A 17534-nucleotide genomic window follows, 5' to 3' on the forward strand; every position below is an offset into this window, starting at 1 on the left:
ACGAACGTTCGGCCGGTCGCGTCGACACGTCGTCCCTTCCACCCGTGGAGACCCGGTTCACCCCCGGGGCAGCCGCACCTCCGCGACCGTACCCCCGCCGGTCCTCGGTCGGAGGGATACCCACCCGTTCTGCTGTTCAACGATCTGCCGGACGAGATAGAGACCCAGCCCGGCGCCCGGGTAGCGCCGGCGGTCGCCGGACTCGCCCTGCCAGAACCGGTCGAAGGCCCGTTCCACGTGTTCCGGCCGGATGCCGATGCCCCGGTCGGCGACCCGGAACGAGACGGTGCGCTCGTTCGCGTCGGCGCCGATCTCGATCGGCGTGTCCGGAAGCGAGTACTTCCCGGCGTTGGTGCCCAGCTCGGTGAGCACGGTGGCCAGGCTGTGCCGGTCGCCGAGCGCCTTCGGCAGGTCGGTCGGCAGGTCGAGCACGATCCGGTGCCGCAGGTCGGCCGGCAGGTCCACCACCGCCGCCCGCAGCGCGTCCACCAGGTCGAACGGGGCGGCCGGTTCCCCGCCGGGGCGGCTCTCGGTGGCGGCGGTGAGCAGCCGGTCGACCAGCCGGGCCAGTTCGTTGGCGCGCTGGCCGATGATCCGGGCGGCCTGCCGCCGGTCGCCGTCGCTGAGCGACTCCCAGTGGTCGGTGAGCGTGTCCGCGTACCCCTTGATCACGGTGACCGGGGTGCGCAGCTCGTGGCTGGTCACCGCCACGAAGAGATCCCGGTCGTGATCGCGGCGCTGCTGGTCGGTGATGTCGCGGAAGGTCACCACCCGCAGCGCGTTCGGGCCGGGCAGCTCGCCGGAGGTGATCCGCAGCCAGCGGCCGTCCGGGAGCCGGTGATCCAGCACCTGCCCGGACGGGGGCAGCGGAAACGGCAGCGGCCGGCTCAGCGCCTCGGCCGCCGCACAGCCGGTCACCTGGGCGGCGGCCGGGTTCCAGAGCCGGACCCGGTGGTCGCGGTCCACCACCGCCAGCCCGTCGGCGAGCGCCGCCACGACCGGGCCGTCGCCGTGCACCGGCAGGCCGGTCTGGTCGCCGTACATGTGCGCGATGCAGGCGGCCACGTAGCCGACGACGGCGCGCTGCGAGGCGTCCAGCGGCTCGCCGGCCGGATAGAGGGCGTGCAGGCTGCCGACGGTGAGCCCGGCGATCTCGGCGCGCGCCACGATCATCCGGCGCAGGCCGCGACCGGCGACCTCGTCGGCCAGCGCGCCCGGGATCGCGTCCACCCGGACCTCGCGCACCGGAGGGCCGGCCAGGAGGCAGACGGTGGCCGGGTCGGTGGCCGGCAACGGCCGGCCGATGACGAACTCGGCGCTGCCGGTCGCCGCGATCACCCGCCCGCCGGCCGGGGTGAACTCGACGAAGACCAGGCCCGCCGCGCCGACCGTCGGCTCGACCTCGCGGAGCAGGCGGTTGAGCACGGAGAGGCCGGACTCACCGGAGTTGATCATCTTGATCACGCTGGTGTGGCCGGCGATGAGGGCGGGGTAGTCGGTTCGCTCCGGCATGTCCCGAGTGTGCCGCGCCGTCCGCCCCGGTGACACCCCCGGCCGGTCGACCGCCCACCGGGCGGATCGACGGGACTCACCGGCCCAACCGGCTCAACATGCGGGCGGGCCGGTCGGTGATCACCCCGTCCACCCCGGCGGCCAGCACGAGTTCCACGTCCGCGGGTTCGTTCACGGTCCAGACGTAGACCGAGTGCCCGGCGGCCCGCAGCGCGGGCACCAGCCCTGGTCGGGCCCGGACCAGCTCCACCCCGGGGCCGGCGATCCGGCAGCCGAAGGGCAGCCGGCCCAGTCGCAGCAGGCGCGGCAGCACCTCCAGCAGCAGCACCGTGGGCAGCGCCGGCGCCAGTTCGTGGATCCGGCGTACGGCAAGCGGCGAGAAGGACATCACGGTCACCCGGACCGGGTCGTTTGGGCCGGGCGCGGCGAGGCCGTACCGGCGCAGCAGGCCGACCAGCCGGCGCTCGACGTCGCCCCGGTAGCGCGACGGATGCTTCGTCTCGATCAGCAACCGGACCGGCCGCCCGGCGGCCAGCACCGCGTCGAGCAGCCGCTCCAGCGTGAGCAGCCGGGTGTGCGACTCGTCGAGTCGGGCGGCCCCGGCGGCCGGGTGCCAGGAGCCGAAGTCGAGCGCCTCCAGCTCGGCGAGCGTCCGCGCGCTGACCAGGCCGTGACCGTTGCTGGTCCGGTCCAGCCGGCGGTCGTGCACGCAGACCAGGTGCCCGTCGCGGGTCAGCCGGACGTCGCACTCCAGCCCGTCCGCGCCCTCGTCCAGCGCGCGCAGGTAGGCCGCCAGGGTGTGCTCCGGCAGGTCGTACGACGAGCCGCGGTGGGCGAAGACCAGGGGATCGGTCATGGCCGGGACGTGCCTCAGACGACCCGGCCCGGCTGCCCGTCGTCGGTGACCACGGGCCGGCCGGCGGCGGCCCAGTCGCCCATTCCGCCCTCGACGTTGCGGACCTGGTCCCACCCGTTGCGCAGCAGGTAGCCGACCACCTGCCCGGAGCGGCCACCGGAGCGGCAGATCACCGCCACCTCGCGGTCGTCGGGCACCTCGGCGAGCCGGGCCGGCAGCTCGGTCATCGGCAGGTGGTGGGCGGCCGGCGCGTGGCCGGCGGCCCACTCGTCGTCCTCGCGGACGTCGAGCAGGTAGACGTCGTCGGGCACGGCCGACGCGGGCACGCTGGGAAGTTGGGCTCCGAACACGGGGAAAGCCTAGTCGCCCGCGCGGCTCAGAGCCGGTTGACCCAGCGGGGGTTCGCGCCGGCCCACGCCGGCATCCGGGCGTCCCGCACCGCGGTGAAGAGGTCGCCGCCGCCGGTGTCCAGCACCACGTACGACACGCCGTCGATGGTCTGCGGGTAGGAGGGCAGCCGCACGCCGCGCAGGGCGTCCGCCGGCAGCGCGCGCAGCGCGAAGACAAGTTCGTCCAGGGGTACGCCGTTGGTGTCGACGGTCAGCGCCCCGCCGACCGCGCGCAGCACCCGGTCCAGCTTCACCGGGTCGCCGCGCAGGTGCGTCTCGCCGGCCCGGTCCAGCACCGCCCGCAGCATCTGCTGCTGGTGCCGCTGCCGGTCGTAGTCGCCGTTCGGCAGGTCGTAGCGCTGCCGCACGTAGTCCAGCGTCCGGGCCCCGTCCATCTGCTGGCAACCGCTGTCGAACTGGGTCTTCGTGTGGATCGAGCGCACCGGCGTGTCCACGCACATGCGGATGCCGCCGAGCTGGTCGATCACCCGGGTGAAGCCGGAGAAGTCGACGAGCGCGGCGCCGTCGAAGCGGACGCCGGTGAGCCGGGTGAGGGTGGCGCTGAGCAGCCGGGCGCCGCCGGAGCCACCGCCGCCGTGCTCGTACGCGGCGTTGACCTTGTCCTGACCGCCGGGGAAACCGGGCGCCGCCGGGATGGCCACCAGCAGGTCGCGGGGCACGGAGATCAGGTACGCCTGCCGCATCCCGGCCGGCACGTGCACGATCAGGATGGTGTCCGAGCGCTGGTCGTCCGGGTTCGCACCGGGTCGGTGGTCGGAGCCGATCAGCAGGTAGTTGAGCGGCTCGTCCAGTTGCGTCCGCTTCTTCCGGGCGCTCGGGTCGAGCAACTGCTCCTTGGCCACCGTGCGGTCGTACCGGTGGGTGAGCCAGTGCAGCCCGGCGACGCCGAGCGCGGCGAGCAGGACCAGGGCGAGCCCGGCGCCGAGCAGGAGCCGGGGCCAGCGGGCCGGTCGACCCCGCCCGCGTCGGTTCCGTGCTGGCCTGGACGTGACGATCCCCCCGTGGCGTCGACATGAGACCCGCTCACGTCAGGCTACGGGGGGATCGGCCGGCCGCGGCCGGCTTCCGTCATTTCCGGGTGGAGAGGACGCTCGGGTTGTTGACCACGAACTCGGCGAGCTTGTCGTCCTTGACCGCCTGGAACATGTCCATGCTGAGCTCGTTGAGGGCCTCGCGGTTGTTCCCGTTGCCGTTGAAGGTGCCACCGTTGGTGCGGAGCGTGACGAGGTCGTTGCCGGTCACGCCCTTCATGGTGAAGATGAAGTCGTCGATCGAGGTGCCGCCGGTGTCCAGGACGAAGGCCTTTCCGGCGGCCTTGATCAGCGCGTTCAGCTTGAGCGGGTTGCTCAGCGTTCCGTTCTGGGACGCCTTCTTCGCCATCGCCTTGATCAGCTGCTGCTGGTTCTGCTGACGGTCGTAGTCGCCGTTGCGGAGGGTCTTGCGCTGCCGGGAGTAGTCCAGCGCCTGCCAGCCCTCCATCTCCTGGCAGCCCTTCTTGTAGGTCACGGGCCGCATCGTCTTGCCGGTCTTCTTGGCGTCCGCGTTCCACATCGGCTTGCCGTCGACCATCGACATGTGCAGCGAGGAGACCTCTTCGGTCACGCAGATCCGCACCGTGCCGATCGCGTCGATGACGTTCTTGAAGCCGCCGAAGTTGATGATCGCGGCGCCGTCGAAGCTGATCCCGGTCATCCCCTTGATGGTCCGGGCCATCATCTGGGCGCCGCCCTCCCAGCCGCCGCCGTTGCGGGCGCCGACCTGGAAGGCGGCGTTGATCTTGTCGGTGCCGCCCTTCCAGCCGGCCTTCTCGGACGCCGGGATGTGCGCCTCGGTGTCCCGGGGGATCGAGATCAGGTAGGCCTGGTCGTGGCTGGCCGGGATGTGCAGGATGATGATCGAGTCCGAGCGGACGTCGTCGGCGGACCAGCGGGCCCGGGCGTCCACGCCGAGCAGCAGCATGTCGATCGGGCCCTCCAGACTCGCGCCGCCCTCGGCGTCCGTCTTGCCCGCGTCGCCGAGCAGGTTCCGCTGCGCGATGTTGCTTGTCGCCTGGCCGATCACGGCCTTGCTGCCGACGATCGCCACGCCGCTGGTCACCATCAGGACGGCGCCGAACGCGAGCGTGAGCTTCGCCCAGAGCGGGTCCTTGCGCTTGGTGCGCTTCTTCTTCCCGCCACCGCCCGGGCCGCGGCCACCGGGGCCGGGCTGCGTGGGGATGACCGGAGGAACCCGCCCGGATGAACCGGGTGCCGGTGAGTGCGGGCGACGACTGGTCTGGACCGACATTCGTGCTCCAGCTCGGTGATCGGGGGCGGCACCACTTTACGTACCTGTTCCCGTTCTCGCGACCTCCTGAGACGGGTAATCCCGTCAATCCCGGCCGATGTCCCCGAGATGTGTCCGAACGGGCGAGGGCGAGAACCCGGTCGGTGGTCGCCCTCCGGTGCCGTCAGCCGCCTGCGCTGTCGGCCGAACCCTTCTGGTTGGCCTTCACCCAGTCGGCCATCTTGTCCCCGACGATCGCCTGGTACATCGCCAGCGCCTTCTCCCGGTCGGAGACCACCACCGACTGGCCGTCGACGGTCTGCCCGCCCAGGTTCGGGCTGGTGACGAACGTCAGGTTCTCGCCGCGCAGGCTGCGGAACTGAACCGCCATGTCGGTCAACGAGAATCCCTGGTCGACCGTGACGGCGGCGGTGACCGCCTTGAGGAAGTCGTTCAGCTTCTTCGGGTTGGTCAGCGTGCCGGTGCTCGCCGCCTTGTCCATCAGCGCCTTCAGGAACTCCTGCTGGTGGCGCATCCGGGCGAAGTCGCCGTCCGGGAACTGCTTGCGCTGCCGGACCCAGTCCAGCGCCTCGGCGCCGGTCATGTGGTTCACGCCCTTGGTGAACGTCCGGTACGGCTTGTGGATCGAGGTGACGGTCCGTTCCACCTTGAGGTCGACCCCGCCCAGCGCGTCGGTGACGTCCTTGAAGCCGGCGAAGTCGATGGCCATGACGTGGTCGATCCGTACGTCGGTGAAGCACTCGACGGTCTTCACCGCGAGCGGCAGCCCGCCGAACGCGAACGCCGCGTTGATCTTGTTGCGTGACCCGGAGTCGCAGGAGGCGCTCGCCTTCTCCGGGATCGGCACGTACAGGTCACGCGGCACGGAGACCAGGTAGGCGCTCTTGTGGTCGGCCGGGATGTGCATGACGATCAGCGTGTCCGCGCGCCACTTGCCGGCGCCGTCGACCGGTGCGTCCGGGTCCCGCGAGTCACTGCCCACGAGCAGGATGTTGAACGCGCCGTCGACAGGCTTGGCCGGCCGGCCCCCGGTGATCTCCGAGAACGGGTCGGTACGGGCCAGGTCGTCGTTGAGGTTGCGGGCGTAGAACCAGGCGCCGACGCCGCCGAGCAACGCCAGCACCAGCACCGCCACGCCGGCCACCAGGCCGATGCGCCCCCAGCGCGGACGGGGCCGGCGGCCGGGCCCGCCGGAGCCGCCACCCGGCCCACCGGGGCCGCCCGGCCCGCCCGGTCCGCCGGGCCCACCCGAGCGGGGTGCCTCGTCGTACGACGGGTACCAGCGGGTTTCGGTGTTGCGGGCGCGCGCGGTGGCGCCCCGGCCGGAGCCGGGAACCTGGGCGCGGCCCGCGCCCCGGTGCAGGGGGCGAGGGAGGGGAGCGCCGGCAGACGAGGTCGCTGACATGTAACCGAGGGTAGGTCGGTCGGTCCACCACCGCCCTCAGGCGCGCACGGCTTACAGCCGGCGGACAGCCGGGCTCAGTACCCTAGCCGCTCGCGGAAGTACGCGATCGTGCGTCCGAGGCCGTCTTCGGGCGTCACGGTCGGCTCGTATCCCAGCAGCTCGCGGGCGAGCGTCAGGTCGGGGCGGCGCTTCTCCGGGTCGTCCGAGGCCCGCGTGATGTAGCTCACCTCGGAACTGCTTCCGGTGAGTGACACGATCGTCTCAGCCAGTTGCCGCATGGACATCTCGTGCTCGGTGCCGCAGTTGATCGGGCCGGTCTGCGTCGAGTCGAGCAGCAGCAGGATGCCCCGCACCAGGTCGTCGACGTAACAGATGGACCGGGTCTGGTCGCCGGTGCCGTGCACCGTGATCGGCTCGCCGCGCAGCGCCTGGGAGATGAAGGTCGGGATGGCCCGGCCGTCGTCCGGACGCATCCGCGGGCCGTACGTGTTGAAGATCCGCACGATCGCGGTGTCCGTGCCCCGGCTGCGGTGGTAGGCCATGGCGGCCGCCTCGGAGAAGCGCTTCGCCTCGTCGTAGACGCTCCGGATGCCGATCGGGTTGACGTTGCCCCAGTAGGTCTCGCGCTGCGGGTGCTCCTTCGGGTCCCCGTACGCCTCGGAGGTGGAGGCCATCAGGAACCGCGCGCCGTCGGCGGTGGCCCGCTCCAGCAGGGCCAGCGTGGCCACCGAGCCGACCCGGAGGATCTCCACCGGAAGCTTCTCGAAGTCGGTCGGGCTGGCCGGGGACGCCATGTGCAGGATCGCGTCGAACCGCTCGGCCACGGCCGGATGGTCGGTGGGCAGGCCGTCGGAGATGTCCGCCTCGACGAGCGTGAAGGTCGGCTTCTGCAGCAGGTGGGCCACGTTGTCCCGGGACCCGGTGACGAAGTTGTCCAGCACCACCACCGTGCAGCCGCGCTCGACGAGCCGGTCGACCAGGTGGGACGGGACGAATCCGGCGCCGCCGGTGACGAGGATGCGGTGACCGGCGCCGAACCGGGGAGCGACCTTCATGCCCGCCACCCTATACAGGTGAGGCGGGGCCCCCGCCTGTGGCAGGGCCCCGCCTCACGAGAGTGTCGGTCAGTGCGCGCCCGCGCCGGTGAGCGAGCGCACCTCCAGTTCCGCGTACTTGTCGTCGTCACGCTCCTTGGACAGGATCGTGCCGAGCCAGCCGCACAGGAAGCCGAACGGGATCGAGATGATGCCCGGGTTCGACAGCGGGAACCAGTGCCAGTCGTGGTCGGGGAACATCGCCGTCGGCGCGCCGGAGACGACCGGTGAGAAGAACACCAGCAGCACCGCGGCGAGCAGGCCGCCGTAGATCGACCAGACCGCGCCCGAGGTGTTGAACCGCTTCCAGAACAGGCTGTAGAGGATCGCCGGCAGGTTGCCCGAGGCGGCGACCGCGAAGGCCAACGCGACCAGGAACGCCACGTTGAGGTTCTGCGCGAAGATCGACAGTACGATCGAGACCGCGCCGATCCCCAGCGCCGAGATCCGGGCGACGTTCACCTCCTGCCGCTCCGACGTCTGCCCGTTCTTGACGACGTTGGCGTAGAAGTCGTGCGCCAGGCTCGACGACGACGCCAGCGTCAGCCCGGCCACCACGGCGAGGATCGTGGCGAACGCGACCGCCGCGATGATCGCCAAGAGTGTCGCGCCGCCCAGGTTCCCGCCGAAGAAGTCCACGCCCAACGCCTCGGCCAGCTGGGGTGCGGCGGTGTTGCCGGCCTTGTCCTGCGCGGTGATCGCCTGCCCGCCGACGATCGCCGCCGCGCCGAAGCCCAGGGCCAGGGTGAGCAGGTAGAACGCGCCGATGATGCCGATCGCCCAGAGCACGCTCTTGCGGGCCGCCCGCGCGGTCGGCACGGTGTAGAAGCGGATCAGGATGTGCGGCAGGCCGGCGGTGCCGAGCACCAGCGCGATGCCGAGCGAGAGCAGGTCCATCTTGCTGTAGAACGTCTTCAGCGCGTCCCCGGGTGTCTCCACGCCGTAGCGCAGCCCGGGTTCGAGGAACGCCGCCCCCTTGCCCGAGGCGTCGGCCGCGTCGCCGAGCAGCGAGGACAGGTTGAACTTGTACTTCGCCAGCACCAGCAGCGTCATCACCAGGGCGCCGCTCATCAGCAGGAACGCCTTGACGATCTGGACGTACGTGGTGCCCTTCATGCCGCCGACCGTGACGTAGATGATCATCAGGGCGCCGACCAGGATGATGGTGGCGACCTTGGCGGTGTCGGCGTCCATGCCGAGGAACGTGGTGCCCGGCTTGATCCCGAGCAGCAGCGCCACCAGCGCGCCGGCGCCGACCATCTGGGCCAGCAGGTAGAAGATCGACACGGTGATGGTGGAGACCGCCGCCGCAGTCCGCACCGGCCGCTGCCGCATTCGGAACGCCAGCACGTCGGCCATCGTGTACCGGCCGGAGTTGCGCAGCAGTTCGGCGACGAGCAGCAGCGCCACCAGCCAGGCGACCAGGAAGCCGATCGAGTAGAGGAAGCCGTCGTAGCCGTAGAGCGCGATGATGCCGGCGATGCCCAGGAAGGACGCGGCGGACATGTAGTCGCCGCCGATCGCCATGCCGTTCTGGAAGCCGGAGAAGGAACGCCCGCCGGCGTAGAAGTCGGTGGCGGTCTTGGTCTGCCGGCTGGCCCACACGGTGATCGCCAGCGTGATCGCCACGAAGATCAGGAACAGCGTGATGGTGAGGTTGCGGGCGGTGGTGCTGCCCGCCTCAGCCGCGAGGACCGTGTTCATGGTTCACCTCCCCCATCTCGGCGCGGATCCGGTCGGCTACCGGGTCGATCCGCCGGTTGGCGAACCGCGAGTAGAGCCAGGCGATGACGAACGTCGAGACGAACTGGAGCAGGCCGAAGACCAGGGCGACGTTGATGTTGCCGATCAGCTTCGTGCCCATGAAGCCCCGCGCGTACGCGGAGAGGATGACGTAGAGCGCGTACCACAGGAAGAACGCGACGGTCATCGGGAAGACGAAGCCGCGCAGCGCGCGCCGCAACCCGGCGAACTCGTCCGACCGCTGGACGGCTAGGTACCGTTCCGCCGTCGACTCGGAGGGTGCGGACGCGGGTGTGTCCGTGGACATCTGTGGATCACCACCTTCGCAGGCGTGGGGGATTTCCGCGCACGCTAGGAGCGCGGAGCCTGCCGCCGAAAGGCTCGGACGGGCGCTGGTCACCTCCTGCGCCCAACGGCGTCCTCACTGCGCCGAGTGACCCACATCACTCCGCTAACCGGTCCACCCAGCCGCGTCGATCATGAAGTTAGCGGCGACAAATCGGATCCGATACGCCGCTAACCTCATGATCAACGCGGTGGCGGGCGGTGGGGGCGGTGGGCGGCCTTAGTCGGTTAGTTCGCGGTAGCGGCCTCGGTAGTGCAGGAGGGGCGGGGTGTCCTGCGGGAGGTCGACCGTCTCGATGGTGGCCTCGACCAGCAGGCCCCAGCCGTACTCCCGGGCGGTGTCGAGGCGGCAGCCGGCCCACCCGCCCGCGTCCGCGGGCACCGGGCCGTAGGGCGTCTCGGTCCAGGCGTCCATGGCGAACAGGCCGCCGGGGGACGGGAACAGGCCGGCGAAACGGTCGGCGAGCTGCCGGTGGCGCGGGTCCAGTTGGGCGACCGCGAACCGCCCGGCGTCCTCGACCGCCGCCCACAGCTCCGACTCCGGGTCGACCAGACCGAGCAACCGGTCCGGCTCACCCTCGGCCACCAGCGTCGATGAAACGGTGAGTCCGGCTGGGCCGGGCGCGGTCCAGAGCGTCACCGGTGCGGCCAGCCGGCCACGCAGCCGGCGTACCGGCGAGCGCTGCCCGGCCGGCACCGCGAACGGGTCGGTGTGGTGGATCTCGGCACCCGGCTGCTCATGATTCACGTGAAACATTGTGCCGCCCCGGCCCCGGACTCAGCCGAGGAAGCGCCCGTGCAGGTCGGTGGCGTCGCCGAGCTGCGTGTACGCCTCGGCCAGCAGCGAGCCGAGATGGAACAGCAACGCGGTTCGGTCGCCCCGGAACTCGCGCAGCAGCCCGAGTCGGGCCGGCTGACACGGCCAGGGCGCCCCGCATCCCCGGCACCGCCACGCCGGCCGCATCGGCAGATGTGCCCGTGTCGGCCCGGTCCAGATCTTGGAAGATTTTGGCCCCTCCGGGGGCCCTTTCCTTCCAAGATCTCCGCGTTCTCCTCGCACCTGCGCCTCCCCGGGGAAGGGGTCGCCCCGGCCGGGGGTGGCCGGGGCGACCCGTCGCAGACCGACTGCCGGGTCGTCGCCTCCACCGGCCGGGCCGCGTACCTCCACCCTGGACTCGGTCGGATCGGCGGGGAGGATGCCAGGGGTTACTACGGAGCGCGGTCGCGTATTTACCGGCGAGGTGAGGGTGGACATCGAGGTGTGGATCCGGGCGTTGAAGGCCGCCCGCGCCGGGGCCGAGGTCTCCCAGGAGGCGCTGGCGGCCACGATCCGGTGGAGCCCGTCGACGGTCGCCGCCATCGAGACCGGCCGCCGCCGGCCCACCATGGAGTTCGCGGCCGCCGCCGACCAGGCCCTCGGCACCGGCGGCCTCCTGGCAAGCCTGCTCACCACCGCCGACCAGGGGCGCGGTCCGTCGTGGTTCGTGCCCTGGCGGGGGTACGAACAGCAGGCGGTCAGACTGCGCGCGTTCGAGGCATGCCTGGTGCCGGGTCTGCTCCAGACCGAGGACTATGCCCGCGCCGTCATCTCCACCGGTGGCCTTCATTCCCCGGCCCTGGCCGACGAGCTGGTGGCGCTCCGGATGGAGCGGCAACAACTACTGCACCGCGACGAGCCGCCGCATTGTGTCTTCCTGCTGGACGAGACGGCGGTCCGTCGCCCGGTCGGCGGACCAGCAGTCCTCGACGGTCAGCTCGCGCGTTTGCTGGAACTGGCCGAACTGCCGGCCGTGCGACTGCATGTGGTGCCATTGGCGGTCGGCGAGCATGCCGGCCTGGGCGGCGGGTTCGTGCTCGCCGAACTGCCGGACTCGGAGCGAGTGCTCTACCTGGAGAACGCGGCGCGGGGACACGTGGTGGACGACCCGGAGAACATCACCTTGATCGAGCGCAAGTGGGATAGCCTCCTCGGCGAATCGCTGTCCACAGGAGCAACCCTCGATTTGGTCCGGAAGTTGAAGGTGACGCCATGACCTCCGACGAGCCCTGCTGGCGCACGTCATTGCGATCGACCGACTCCGGTGGCAACTGTGTCGAGGTGGCGGGGAACCTGCCCGGTGTGGTGCTGGTCCGGGACAGCAAGGACCCGTCCGGCCCGGCCCTCGCCTTCACCCCCGACGCCTGGCGCTCGCTGGTCGCGCACCTCCACCGGGCGCCGCTCGACTGACCCGCCTACCCTGCGGGCATGGCTCTCGTACCCCCGCAGAAGCTTGCCCAGGAGCGCGTCATCACCGCCGACGCGATCCTCGGCGGCCAGGTCGACCTGCGCGCCTACCCGCACCGGCATCTGATGATCATCGCGCGCCACAAGTGGGGCAGCAGTGGGTTCCCGCCGCTGATGGAGGCCGTCGAGCATCTGTCGAACTACGGCTGGGAGCTGGTCAACGTGCTGAGCGTCGGCGAGGGTCACCACGTCTACGCCGCGATGCGTCGCACCGCGTAGCCGCTGGCCGACTCTGTCTTCAGGGTGGTCCGGCGTCGAGAAGAGACCGCCTTTTTGCGGTATGACTGGCAGTCATAATTATGACTCTCAGTCATACCGCATAAAAGTGGAGCCTTCCCGAGCCCCGAAGCAGCCCGAAGCAGCCCGAAGCAGCCCCGAAGCACGGCGCGACTAGCCGGGCAGCGAGCGGCGGGCGGCGGCCAGCACCTCCGGGTCGGCGCAGCCGGCCGCGTACCCGGCGATCCGGCGGCGGATGTCCCGCCCGAGCAGCCACCCGCCGATCCGTTCGGCCACCGGGCGCAGGAACGCCGGACGGCACCGGAAGTTGTAGCGCCAGGTCGCCACCGTGGTGCCCGGCTCCGGGCCGGGCGCGAAACGCCACCCGCCGCCGAACCGCTCGAAGAACCACGGTCCGCGGACCATCTTCATGCCCACGTTCGTCGGCGGCGACCAGGAGACGTACTCGCTGACCATCACCAGGCCGTGCCGTGACCGGGTGAAGGTGCGCACGCCCCGGCCCGGGTGGGTCGCGCCGTCGAGAAAGTGCTGCTCGCGGACGAACGGGTCCCACCGGTAGCGCACCGGGGCGACGGTCTGCGAGACGGCGAACGCCACCGCCGGCGGGACGCCGACGGTGACGACCGCCTCGACGACCGGCATCAGCGTCTCGGGGTGACCGCGGCCAGCAGCTCCGGCTGCCGGCGATCAAGCGTGTCCCCGGCCAGGTACGCGCCGAGCAGCGCCGCGCCCGCCCCGTAGGCCAGGCCGACCGGCAGCGCCAGCCAGAGCCAGACGTCGCCGAGCAGGGCCGCGGCCACCACGAACGGCACGGCCGCCACCGCCGACGAGATCATGGAGAGCAGGGTGAGCAGGCTCTTCGCGACGCCCGCGCCGGTGTTCATGGCGAACGGGTTGCTCGTCTCCGGCAGCGAGTAGGCGCCGAGCACCGAGATGAACACGTTGATCGCCAGCCCGCAGCCGTACGCGGCGAACAACCCGCCGGCCATCACCCCGAGCCACTCGGGTCGCCCGAGCACCACCGCCACCACGACCGAGATCACCAGGAGGATCGGCACCACGTAGAGCGAGAACGCCGCCATCCGGGCGCGCAGCTCGACGCGACCGGGCACGCCGGCCACCACGTTGGCCGCGTACGCGCTGCCGTCGAAGCCGAACTGGTTTGCCAGCGTCAACGAGGCGAGCACCCCGACGAAGACCATCGAGATGCTGACCAGCACCGGGGACGGATCGGCGGCGGACTCGCCGAACGACGTCCCACCGCCGGTGCCGAACGAGACGCCGCCCAGGTTGACCATCACCGGCACGAACACGCCGATGACCGCGACCGTGATCAGGTTGGCCCGCCGCCGGGCGTCCCGCCACCAGTAGCGGCACTCGCGGGCCACCAGCGCGCCGAACCGGTCCCGCCGGGCCCAGCCGACCGCGCGGGGGAAGAGCTGCGCGATCGCGCCGCCGAGCGTGCCGCGCGGGGCCTTCGCCGGCCCGGCGCTCACCGCGCCGACCATCGCCGACTCCAGCGACCGGGACCACCAGAACAGGAGTACGCCGAGCGTGGCGACGCTGATCAGCAGCTTCACCACCGCCGCGCCGGCCCGTCCCTGCGCCATGTCGACGCCGGCCGTCCAGGGCGCGCCGAACGGCGTCCAGCCGACCACCCGGGCCACCCCGGTCAGCCGGTCCCAGTCGGCGTTCTGCACCGCGCCGAGCACCAGCAACTGCAACGGCCCGAGCAGGGCCGCCAGCACGGCGAGCAGCACGGCGGCCAGGTCGCGTACCCGGCGGGACCGCAGCATGGTGGCGAACGCGCTGGTCACCGCGCGGGCCCCGGCCACGCAGACCAGCACCCCGACGACCACCCCGACGGCACCGACCAGCGCGGCCGACCAGCCGCCCAGCGCGGCGGCGGTGACCACCAGCCCGGTCACCGCCAGCATCACGGCCACCGCCGGGACGCTGACCAGGGCGGCGGCGAACAGGCCGGTGACCAGGGTGCGGCGCGAGAGCGGCAGCAGCGCGAACCGGGCCGGGTCCAGCGTCTCGTCCACGCCGAAGAAGACCAGCGGCAGCAGCAGCCAGCCGAGGGTCAGCAAGCCACCGCCGAACGCGGCGGTCATCAGCGCGTACCGGGGCTCGTCGGTCATGCCCGGCGCGGCCAGCAGCAGGAAGCCGCCCGCGGCGAACCAGAGCGCGAACAGCACGCCCACCACGAACAGCGCGATCCGCCACGCCTGGCCGCGGAAGTTGTTGCCGAGCACCCGCAGCTTCAGCCGGACGAAGTGGCGGGCCGAGACGGCCCGTGCCGGCCGCTCGTCGGCGGTCACCGGGACAGCCACGACAGCTCCTCGCCGGTCGCGGTCCGGCCGCCGACGACCTCGACGAACACGTCCTCCAGCGACCGGTCGCCGCGCACCTCGGTCAGCGTGCCCACCCGCTTGATCGTGCCGTCGGCCAGGATCGCCACGTGCGAGCAGAGCCGCTCGACCACCTCCATCACGTGGCTGGAGAAGACCACAGTGCCGCCGCCGGTCACGTAGCGGTGCAGGATGTCGCGGATCAGCGCCGCCGAGACCGGGTCGACCGCCTCGAACGGCTCGTCGAGCACCAGCAGGCGCGGGCCGTGCAGCAGCGCGCAGGCCAGGCCGATCTTCTTCTTCATGCCGGCCGAGTAGTCGACCACCAGGGTCCGGCCCGCGTCGGTGAGCGCCAGCACGTCGAGTAGTTCCGCCGCCCGCTGGTCGACCACCGCCGGGTCCATGCCGCGCAACAGACCGTGGTACGCCAGCAGTTCCGCCCCGCTCAGCCGATCGAAGAGGCGTACCCCGTCCGGCATCACGCCGAGCAGGCTCTTCGCGCGTACCGGATCGGCCCAGACGTCGTACCCGAGCACCCGGGCCTCGCCCGCGTCGGGCCGCAGCAGGCCGACGGCCATGGAGAGGGTCGTGGTCTTGCCGGCCCCGTTCGGGCCGAGCAGGCCGTAGAACGAGCCGGTCGGCACGGCCAGGTCGACGCCCGCCACCGCGATTTTGGTGTCGAAGCGCTTGGCCAGGCCACGAAGGTGCAGGGCCGGGTGCTGATCGGTCATGGTCCGACGGTAGCCCGCTCCGGCCACCGTCCGGTCCGGCGGAAGGAGGATCTTCCCGTCATACCTGAGGGGTACCGCGGGCTACAGGCGGAGCGACTCCGGGGTGTGCAGGCGGAGCATGGTGGTGCCGACGTCGCGGGGCAGCCGCCGCCGGCTGGCCATGGAGACCAGCACCATCACGGTGAACGCCAGCGGCACCGTCCACGCGGCCGGTTGGGTGGTGAGCGTCGCCGGCCACCCGGTCAGCGGCGGCCCGAGCACCGTGAGCAGCACCGCGCCGATCGCCGCGCCGCCGCCGACCAGCACCCCGGCGGCGGCGCCCAGGTCGGTCAGGCCGCGCCACCAGATGCCGAGCACCAGCAGCGGGCAGAAGCTCGACGCGGCGACCGCGAACGCCAGCCCCACCACCTGCGAGACGTCCAGCCCACTGACGTTCAACGCGAGCACCGCCGGCACCGCGCCGGCGATCACCGTGGCGAGCCGGAAACCGCGTACCGAGCCGCGGCCCAGCACATCCGTGGAGATCACCCCGGCCACGCTGGTGAGCAGCCCGGACGAGGTGGAGAGGAAGGCGGCGAACGCCCCCGCGGCGACGAGCGCGGCGAGCAGCCGGCCGGTCGTGCCGTCGCCGAGCGCCGCGCCGGGCAGCAGCACCACCACCGCGTCGGTCTGGCCGGTGACCAGCAGTTGCGGTGTGTAGATCCGACCCAGCACGCCGTAGATCGTGGGCAGCAGGTAGAAGACGCCGACCAGGGCCAGCACCACGAGCGTGGTGCGCCGGGCGGCGGCCCCGTCGGGGTTGGTGTAGAAGCGCACCAGCACGTGCGGCAACCCCATGGTGCCCAGGAACGTGGCCAGGATCAGCGAATATGTCGCGAACAGGCTGCGGTCGTCGTCGCCCGCGGTGTCCGGCAGCAGCCACTCGGTGGCGCCGATCGCCGCGCCGGACACCTCCGGCACCGGGTCGCCGGCGGCGAAGTCGAGGCGGTCGCCGGGGCGTACCTCCCGGATGTCGCCGTCGGGCAGGGTGAGCGTCGCGCGGTGCTCGACCACCACGGTGGTGGCGGTCCGGAACGCCGGCCCGTCGGGCGGCGTCACCGCCGGGCGGGCGTCGGCCTGCCACTGCAACGCCAGGAAGATCGCGGGTACGGCGAGCGCGGTGAGCTTCAACCAGTACTGGAACGCCTGCACGAACGTGATCGCCCGCATGCCGCCCAGCGCCACGTTCGCGGTCACCACCACGGCGACCAGCAGTGCCCCGACCGGGTAGGGCGAGCCGGTCAGCGTGGCAAGCGTCAGCCCGGCGCCCTGCAACTGCGGCACCAGGTAGAGCCAGCCGATGAAGATCACGAAGACGGTGGCGAGCGTGCGCAGCCGGCGCGAGCCGAGCCGCACCTCGCAGAAGTCGGGCAGGGTGAACGCACCGGAGCGGCGCAGCGGTGCGGCCACGAACAGCAGCAGCGCCAGGTAGCCGGCGGCGAAGCCGACCGGGTACCAGAGCACGTCCACGCCGTACTTGAGGATCAGCCCGGCCACGCCGAGGAAACTCGCCGCCGACAGGTATTCCCCGCCGATGGCGGCCGCGTTCCAGGTCGGGCTGACCGAGCGGGACGCGACCAGGAAGTCGGACGTGGTGCGGGCCAGGCGCAGGCCGTAGAAGCCGATGCCGACGGTGACCAGGGTGACCGCGACGATCGCCGGGACCACGTAGCCGTTGCCCATCAGCGCTCCGGCCGCTGGACCAGGTCGACGAAGTCCTGCTCGTTGCGTTCCGCCAGCCGCACGTACGCCCAGCCGACCACGATCAGGAAGGGGAAGGCGGCCACGCCGAGCAGCAGCCACGGCAGGTTGACCCCGAGCACGGTGACCCGCCCGACCGAGGGCGCGATGGCGAACAGCCACGGCAGCCCGCCCAACCCGATCAGCACCAGCAGGCTCAGCCGCAGGGCGAGCGAGAGCTGGGCGCGCATCAGGCCCTGCACCAGCGTCTCGCCGACCCGGGTCTGCTGGGCCAGCTCGGACCGGGTGCGGTCGGCCCGGTTGCCGGTGCGGGAGACCTCGGCCAGCACGATCCGGGTCCGCTGCGGCGGGCGGGCCGGCTGTGGCGCGCGCGGGCCGGGAAGCGGAGCCGGCTGCTGTTCCTCGGCTGCGGTCATCCCCGGCAGTCTCGCCTGCTCGCGGTGAATGTCAAGCACAGCCCGGAAGCCCTGTGCACAACCTGTGGATAACCGGCCAAACCTGTGGACAACCCGGTGGATGAGCGTGGAGTCGTTGTGG

17 protein-coding genes and 1 pseudogene are annotated in these 17534 nt (G+C 71.8%); 3 read left to right on the forward strand and 15 right to left on the reverse strand.

Going from position 1 to position 17534, the window contains the following annotated elements; translation table 11 throughout:
• Positions 1-57 precede the first annotated feature (57 nt).
• The 10 genes and pseudogenes from O7598_RS30365 to O7598_RS30410 all read right to left on the reverse strand — a co-directional run bounded on the left by O7598_RS30365 (position 58) and on the right by O7598_RS30410 (position 10615).
• Positions 58-1512 carry a sensor histidine kinase gene (locus O7598_RS30365; protein ID WP_269694585.1) on the reverse strand — a complete coding sequence of 485 codons (1455 nt, stop codon included), beginning with the start codon at positions 1510-1512 and terminating at the stop codon, positions 58-60.
• 76 nt (positions 1513-1588) lie between these two features.
• The gene (locus tag O7598_RS30370; RefSeq protein WP_269694586.1) at positions 1589-2368 is read right to left on the reverse strand and encodes a glycerophosphodiester phosphodiesterase; all 780 of its coding nucleotides are present in this window, start codon (positions 2366-2368) and stop codon (positions 1589-1591) included.
• A gap of 14 nt (positions 2369-2382) precedes the next feature.
• Positions 2383-2718, reverse strand: a complete 336-nt coding sequence (locus O7598_RS30375) for a rhodanese-like domain-containing protein (RefSeq protein WP_181570919.1) — start codon at positions 2716-2718, stop codon at positions 2383-2385.
• A gap of 26 nt (positions 2719-2744) precedes the next feature.
• Positions 2745-3620: an LCP family protein gene (locus O7598_RS30380; protein WP_442929906.1), complete on the reverse strand. Its 876-nt coding sequence runs from the start codon at positions 3618-3620 to the stop codon at positions 2745-2747.
• Between the two features lie 226 nt (positions 3621-3846).
• Positions 3847-5064 (reverse strand): LCP family protein, encoded by a 1218-nt coding sequence (locus O7598_RS30385; RefSeq protein WP_269694588.1) that lies wholly within the window; start codon positions 5062-5064, stop codon positions 3847-3849.
• A gap of 163 nt (positions 5065-5227) precedes the next feature.
• Positions 5228-6469 (reverse strand): LCP family protein, encoded by a 1242-nt coding sequence (locus O7598_RS30390; protein ID WP_269694589.1) that lies wholly within the window; start codon positions 6467-6469, stop codon positions 5228-5230.
• A gap of 74 nt (positions 6470-6543) precedes the next feature.
• Entirely contained in the window at positions 6544-7524 is a 981-nt protein-coding gene (locus O7598_RS30395; protein ID WP_269694591.1) for an NAD-dependent epimerase/dehydratase family protein, read from the reverse strand.
• 69 nt (positions 7525-7593) lie between these two features.
• Positions 7594-9267, reverse strand: coding sequence for a solute symporter family protein (locus tag O7598_RS30400; RefSeq protein WP_269694593.1), 1674 nt, complete (start codon positions 9265-9267; stop codon positions 7594-7596).
• Positions 9245-9613 (reverse strand): DUF485 domain-containing protein, encoded by a 369-nt coding sequence (locus O7598_RS30405; protein WP_269694595.1) that lies wholly within the window; start codon positions 9611-9613, stop codon positions 9245-9247. The genes O7598_RS30400 and O7598_RS30405 overlap by 23 nt, the downstream gene beginning before the upstream one ends.
• A gap of 258 nt (positions 9614-9871) precedes the next feature.
• Positions 9872-10615: pseudogene (locus O7598_RS30410) on the reverse strand (flavin reductase family protein).
• Positions 10616-10898: 283 nt separating this feature from the next.
• On the opposite strand from O7598_RS30410, the gene O7598_RS30415 reads away from it, so the two are divergent.
• Genes O7598_RS30415 through O7598_RS30425 form a run of 3 tightly spaced genes read left to right on the forward strand, consistent with a single transcriptional unit; the run spans position 10899 to position 12154 of the window.
• Positions 10899-11684, forward strand: coding sequence for a helix-turn-helix domain-containing protein (locus tag O7598_RS30415; protein ID WP_269694596.1), 786 nt, complete (start codon positions 10899-10901; stop codon positions 11682-11684).
• On the forward strand, positions 11681-11878 hold the full coding sequence (locus O7598_RS30420; RefSeq protein ID WP_269694597.1) for a DUF397 domain-containing protein: 198 nt from the start codon (positions 11681-11683) through the stop codon (positions 11876-11878). The genes O7598_RS30415 and O7598_RS30420 overlap by 4 nt, the downstream gene beginning before the upstream one ends.
• 18 nt (positions 11879-11896) lie before the next feature.
• Entirely contained in the window at positions 11897-12154 is a 258-nt protein-coding gene (locus tag O7598_RS30425; RefSeq protein WP_181570909.1) for a hypothetical protein, read from the forward strand.
• A gap of 171 nt (positions 12155-12325) precedes the next feature.
• On the opposite strand, the gene O7598_RS30430 is transcribed toward O7598_RS30425, so the two are convergent.
• From O7598_RS30430 to O7598_RS30450, 5 genes are all read right to left on the reverse strand, one after another.
• On the reverse strand, positions 12326-12814 hold the full coding sequence (locus tag O7598_RS30430; RefSeq protein ID WP_269694598.1) for an SRPBCC family protein: 489 nt from the start codon (positions 12812-12814) through the stop codon (positions 12326-12328).
• Complete coding sequence (locus tag O7598_RS30435; protein WP_269694599.1) at positions 12814-14508, reverse strand: ABC transporter permease; 1695 nt, start codon at positions 14506-14508, stop codon at positions 12814-12816. The genes O7598_RS30430 and O7598_RS30435 overlap by 1 nt, the downstream gene beginning before the upstream one ends.
• Positions 14493-15257, reverse strand: coding sequence for an ABC transporter ATP-binding protein (locus O7598_RS30440; RefSeq protein ID WP_269694601.1), 765 nt, complete (start codon positions 15255-15257; stop codon positions 14493-14495). The genes O7598_RS30435 and O7598_RS30440 overlap by 16 nt, the downstream gene beginning before the upstream one ends.
• An 81-nt stretch (positions 15258-15338) precedes the next feature.
• The gene (locus tag O7598_RS30445) at positions 15339-16979 is read right to left on the reverse strand and encodes a sodium/solute symporter (protein ID WP_269694602.1); all 1641 of its coding nucleotides are present in this window, start codon (positions 16977-16979) and stop codon (positions 15339-15341) included.
• Complete coding sequence (locus tag O7598_RS30450) at positions 16979-17413, reverse strand: hypothetical protein (protein WP_269694603.1); 435 nt, start codon at positions 17411-17413, stop codon at positions 16979-16981. Before O7598_RS30450 ends, O7598_RS30445 begins: the two co-directional genes overlap by 1 nt.
• Between the last annotated feature and the right edge of the window lie 121 nt (positions 17414-17534).

The organism is Micromonospora sp. WMMC241 (genome assembly GCF_027460165.1).
Classification (GTDB): Bacteria; Actinomycetota; Actinomycetes; order Mycobacteriales; family Micromonosporaceae; genus Micromonospora; species Micromonospora humi.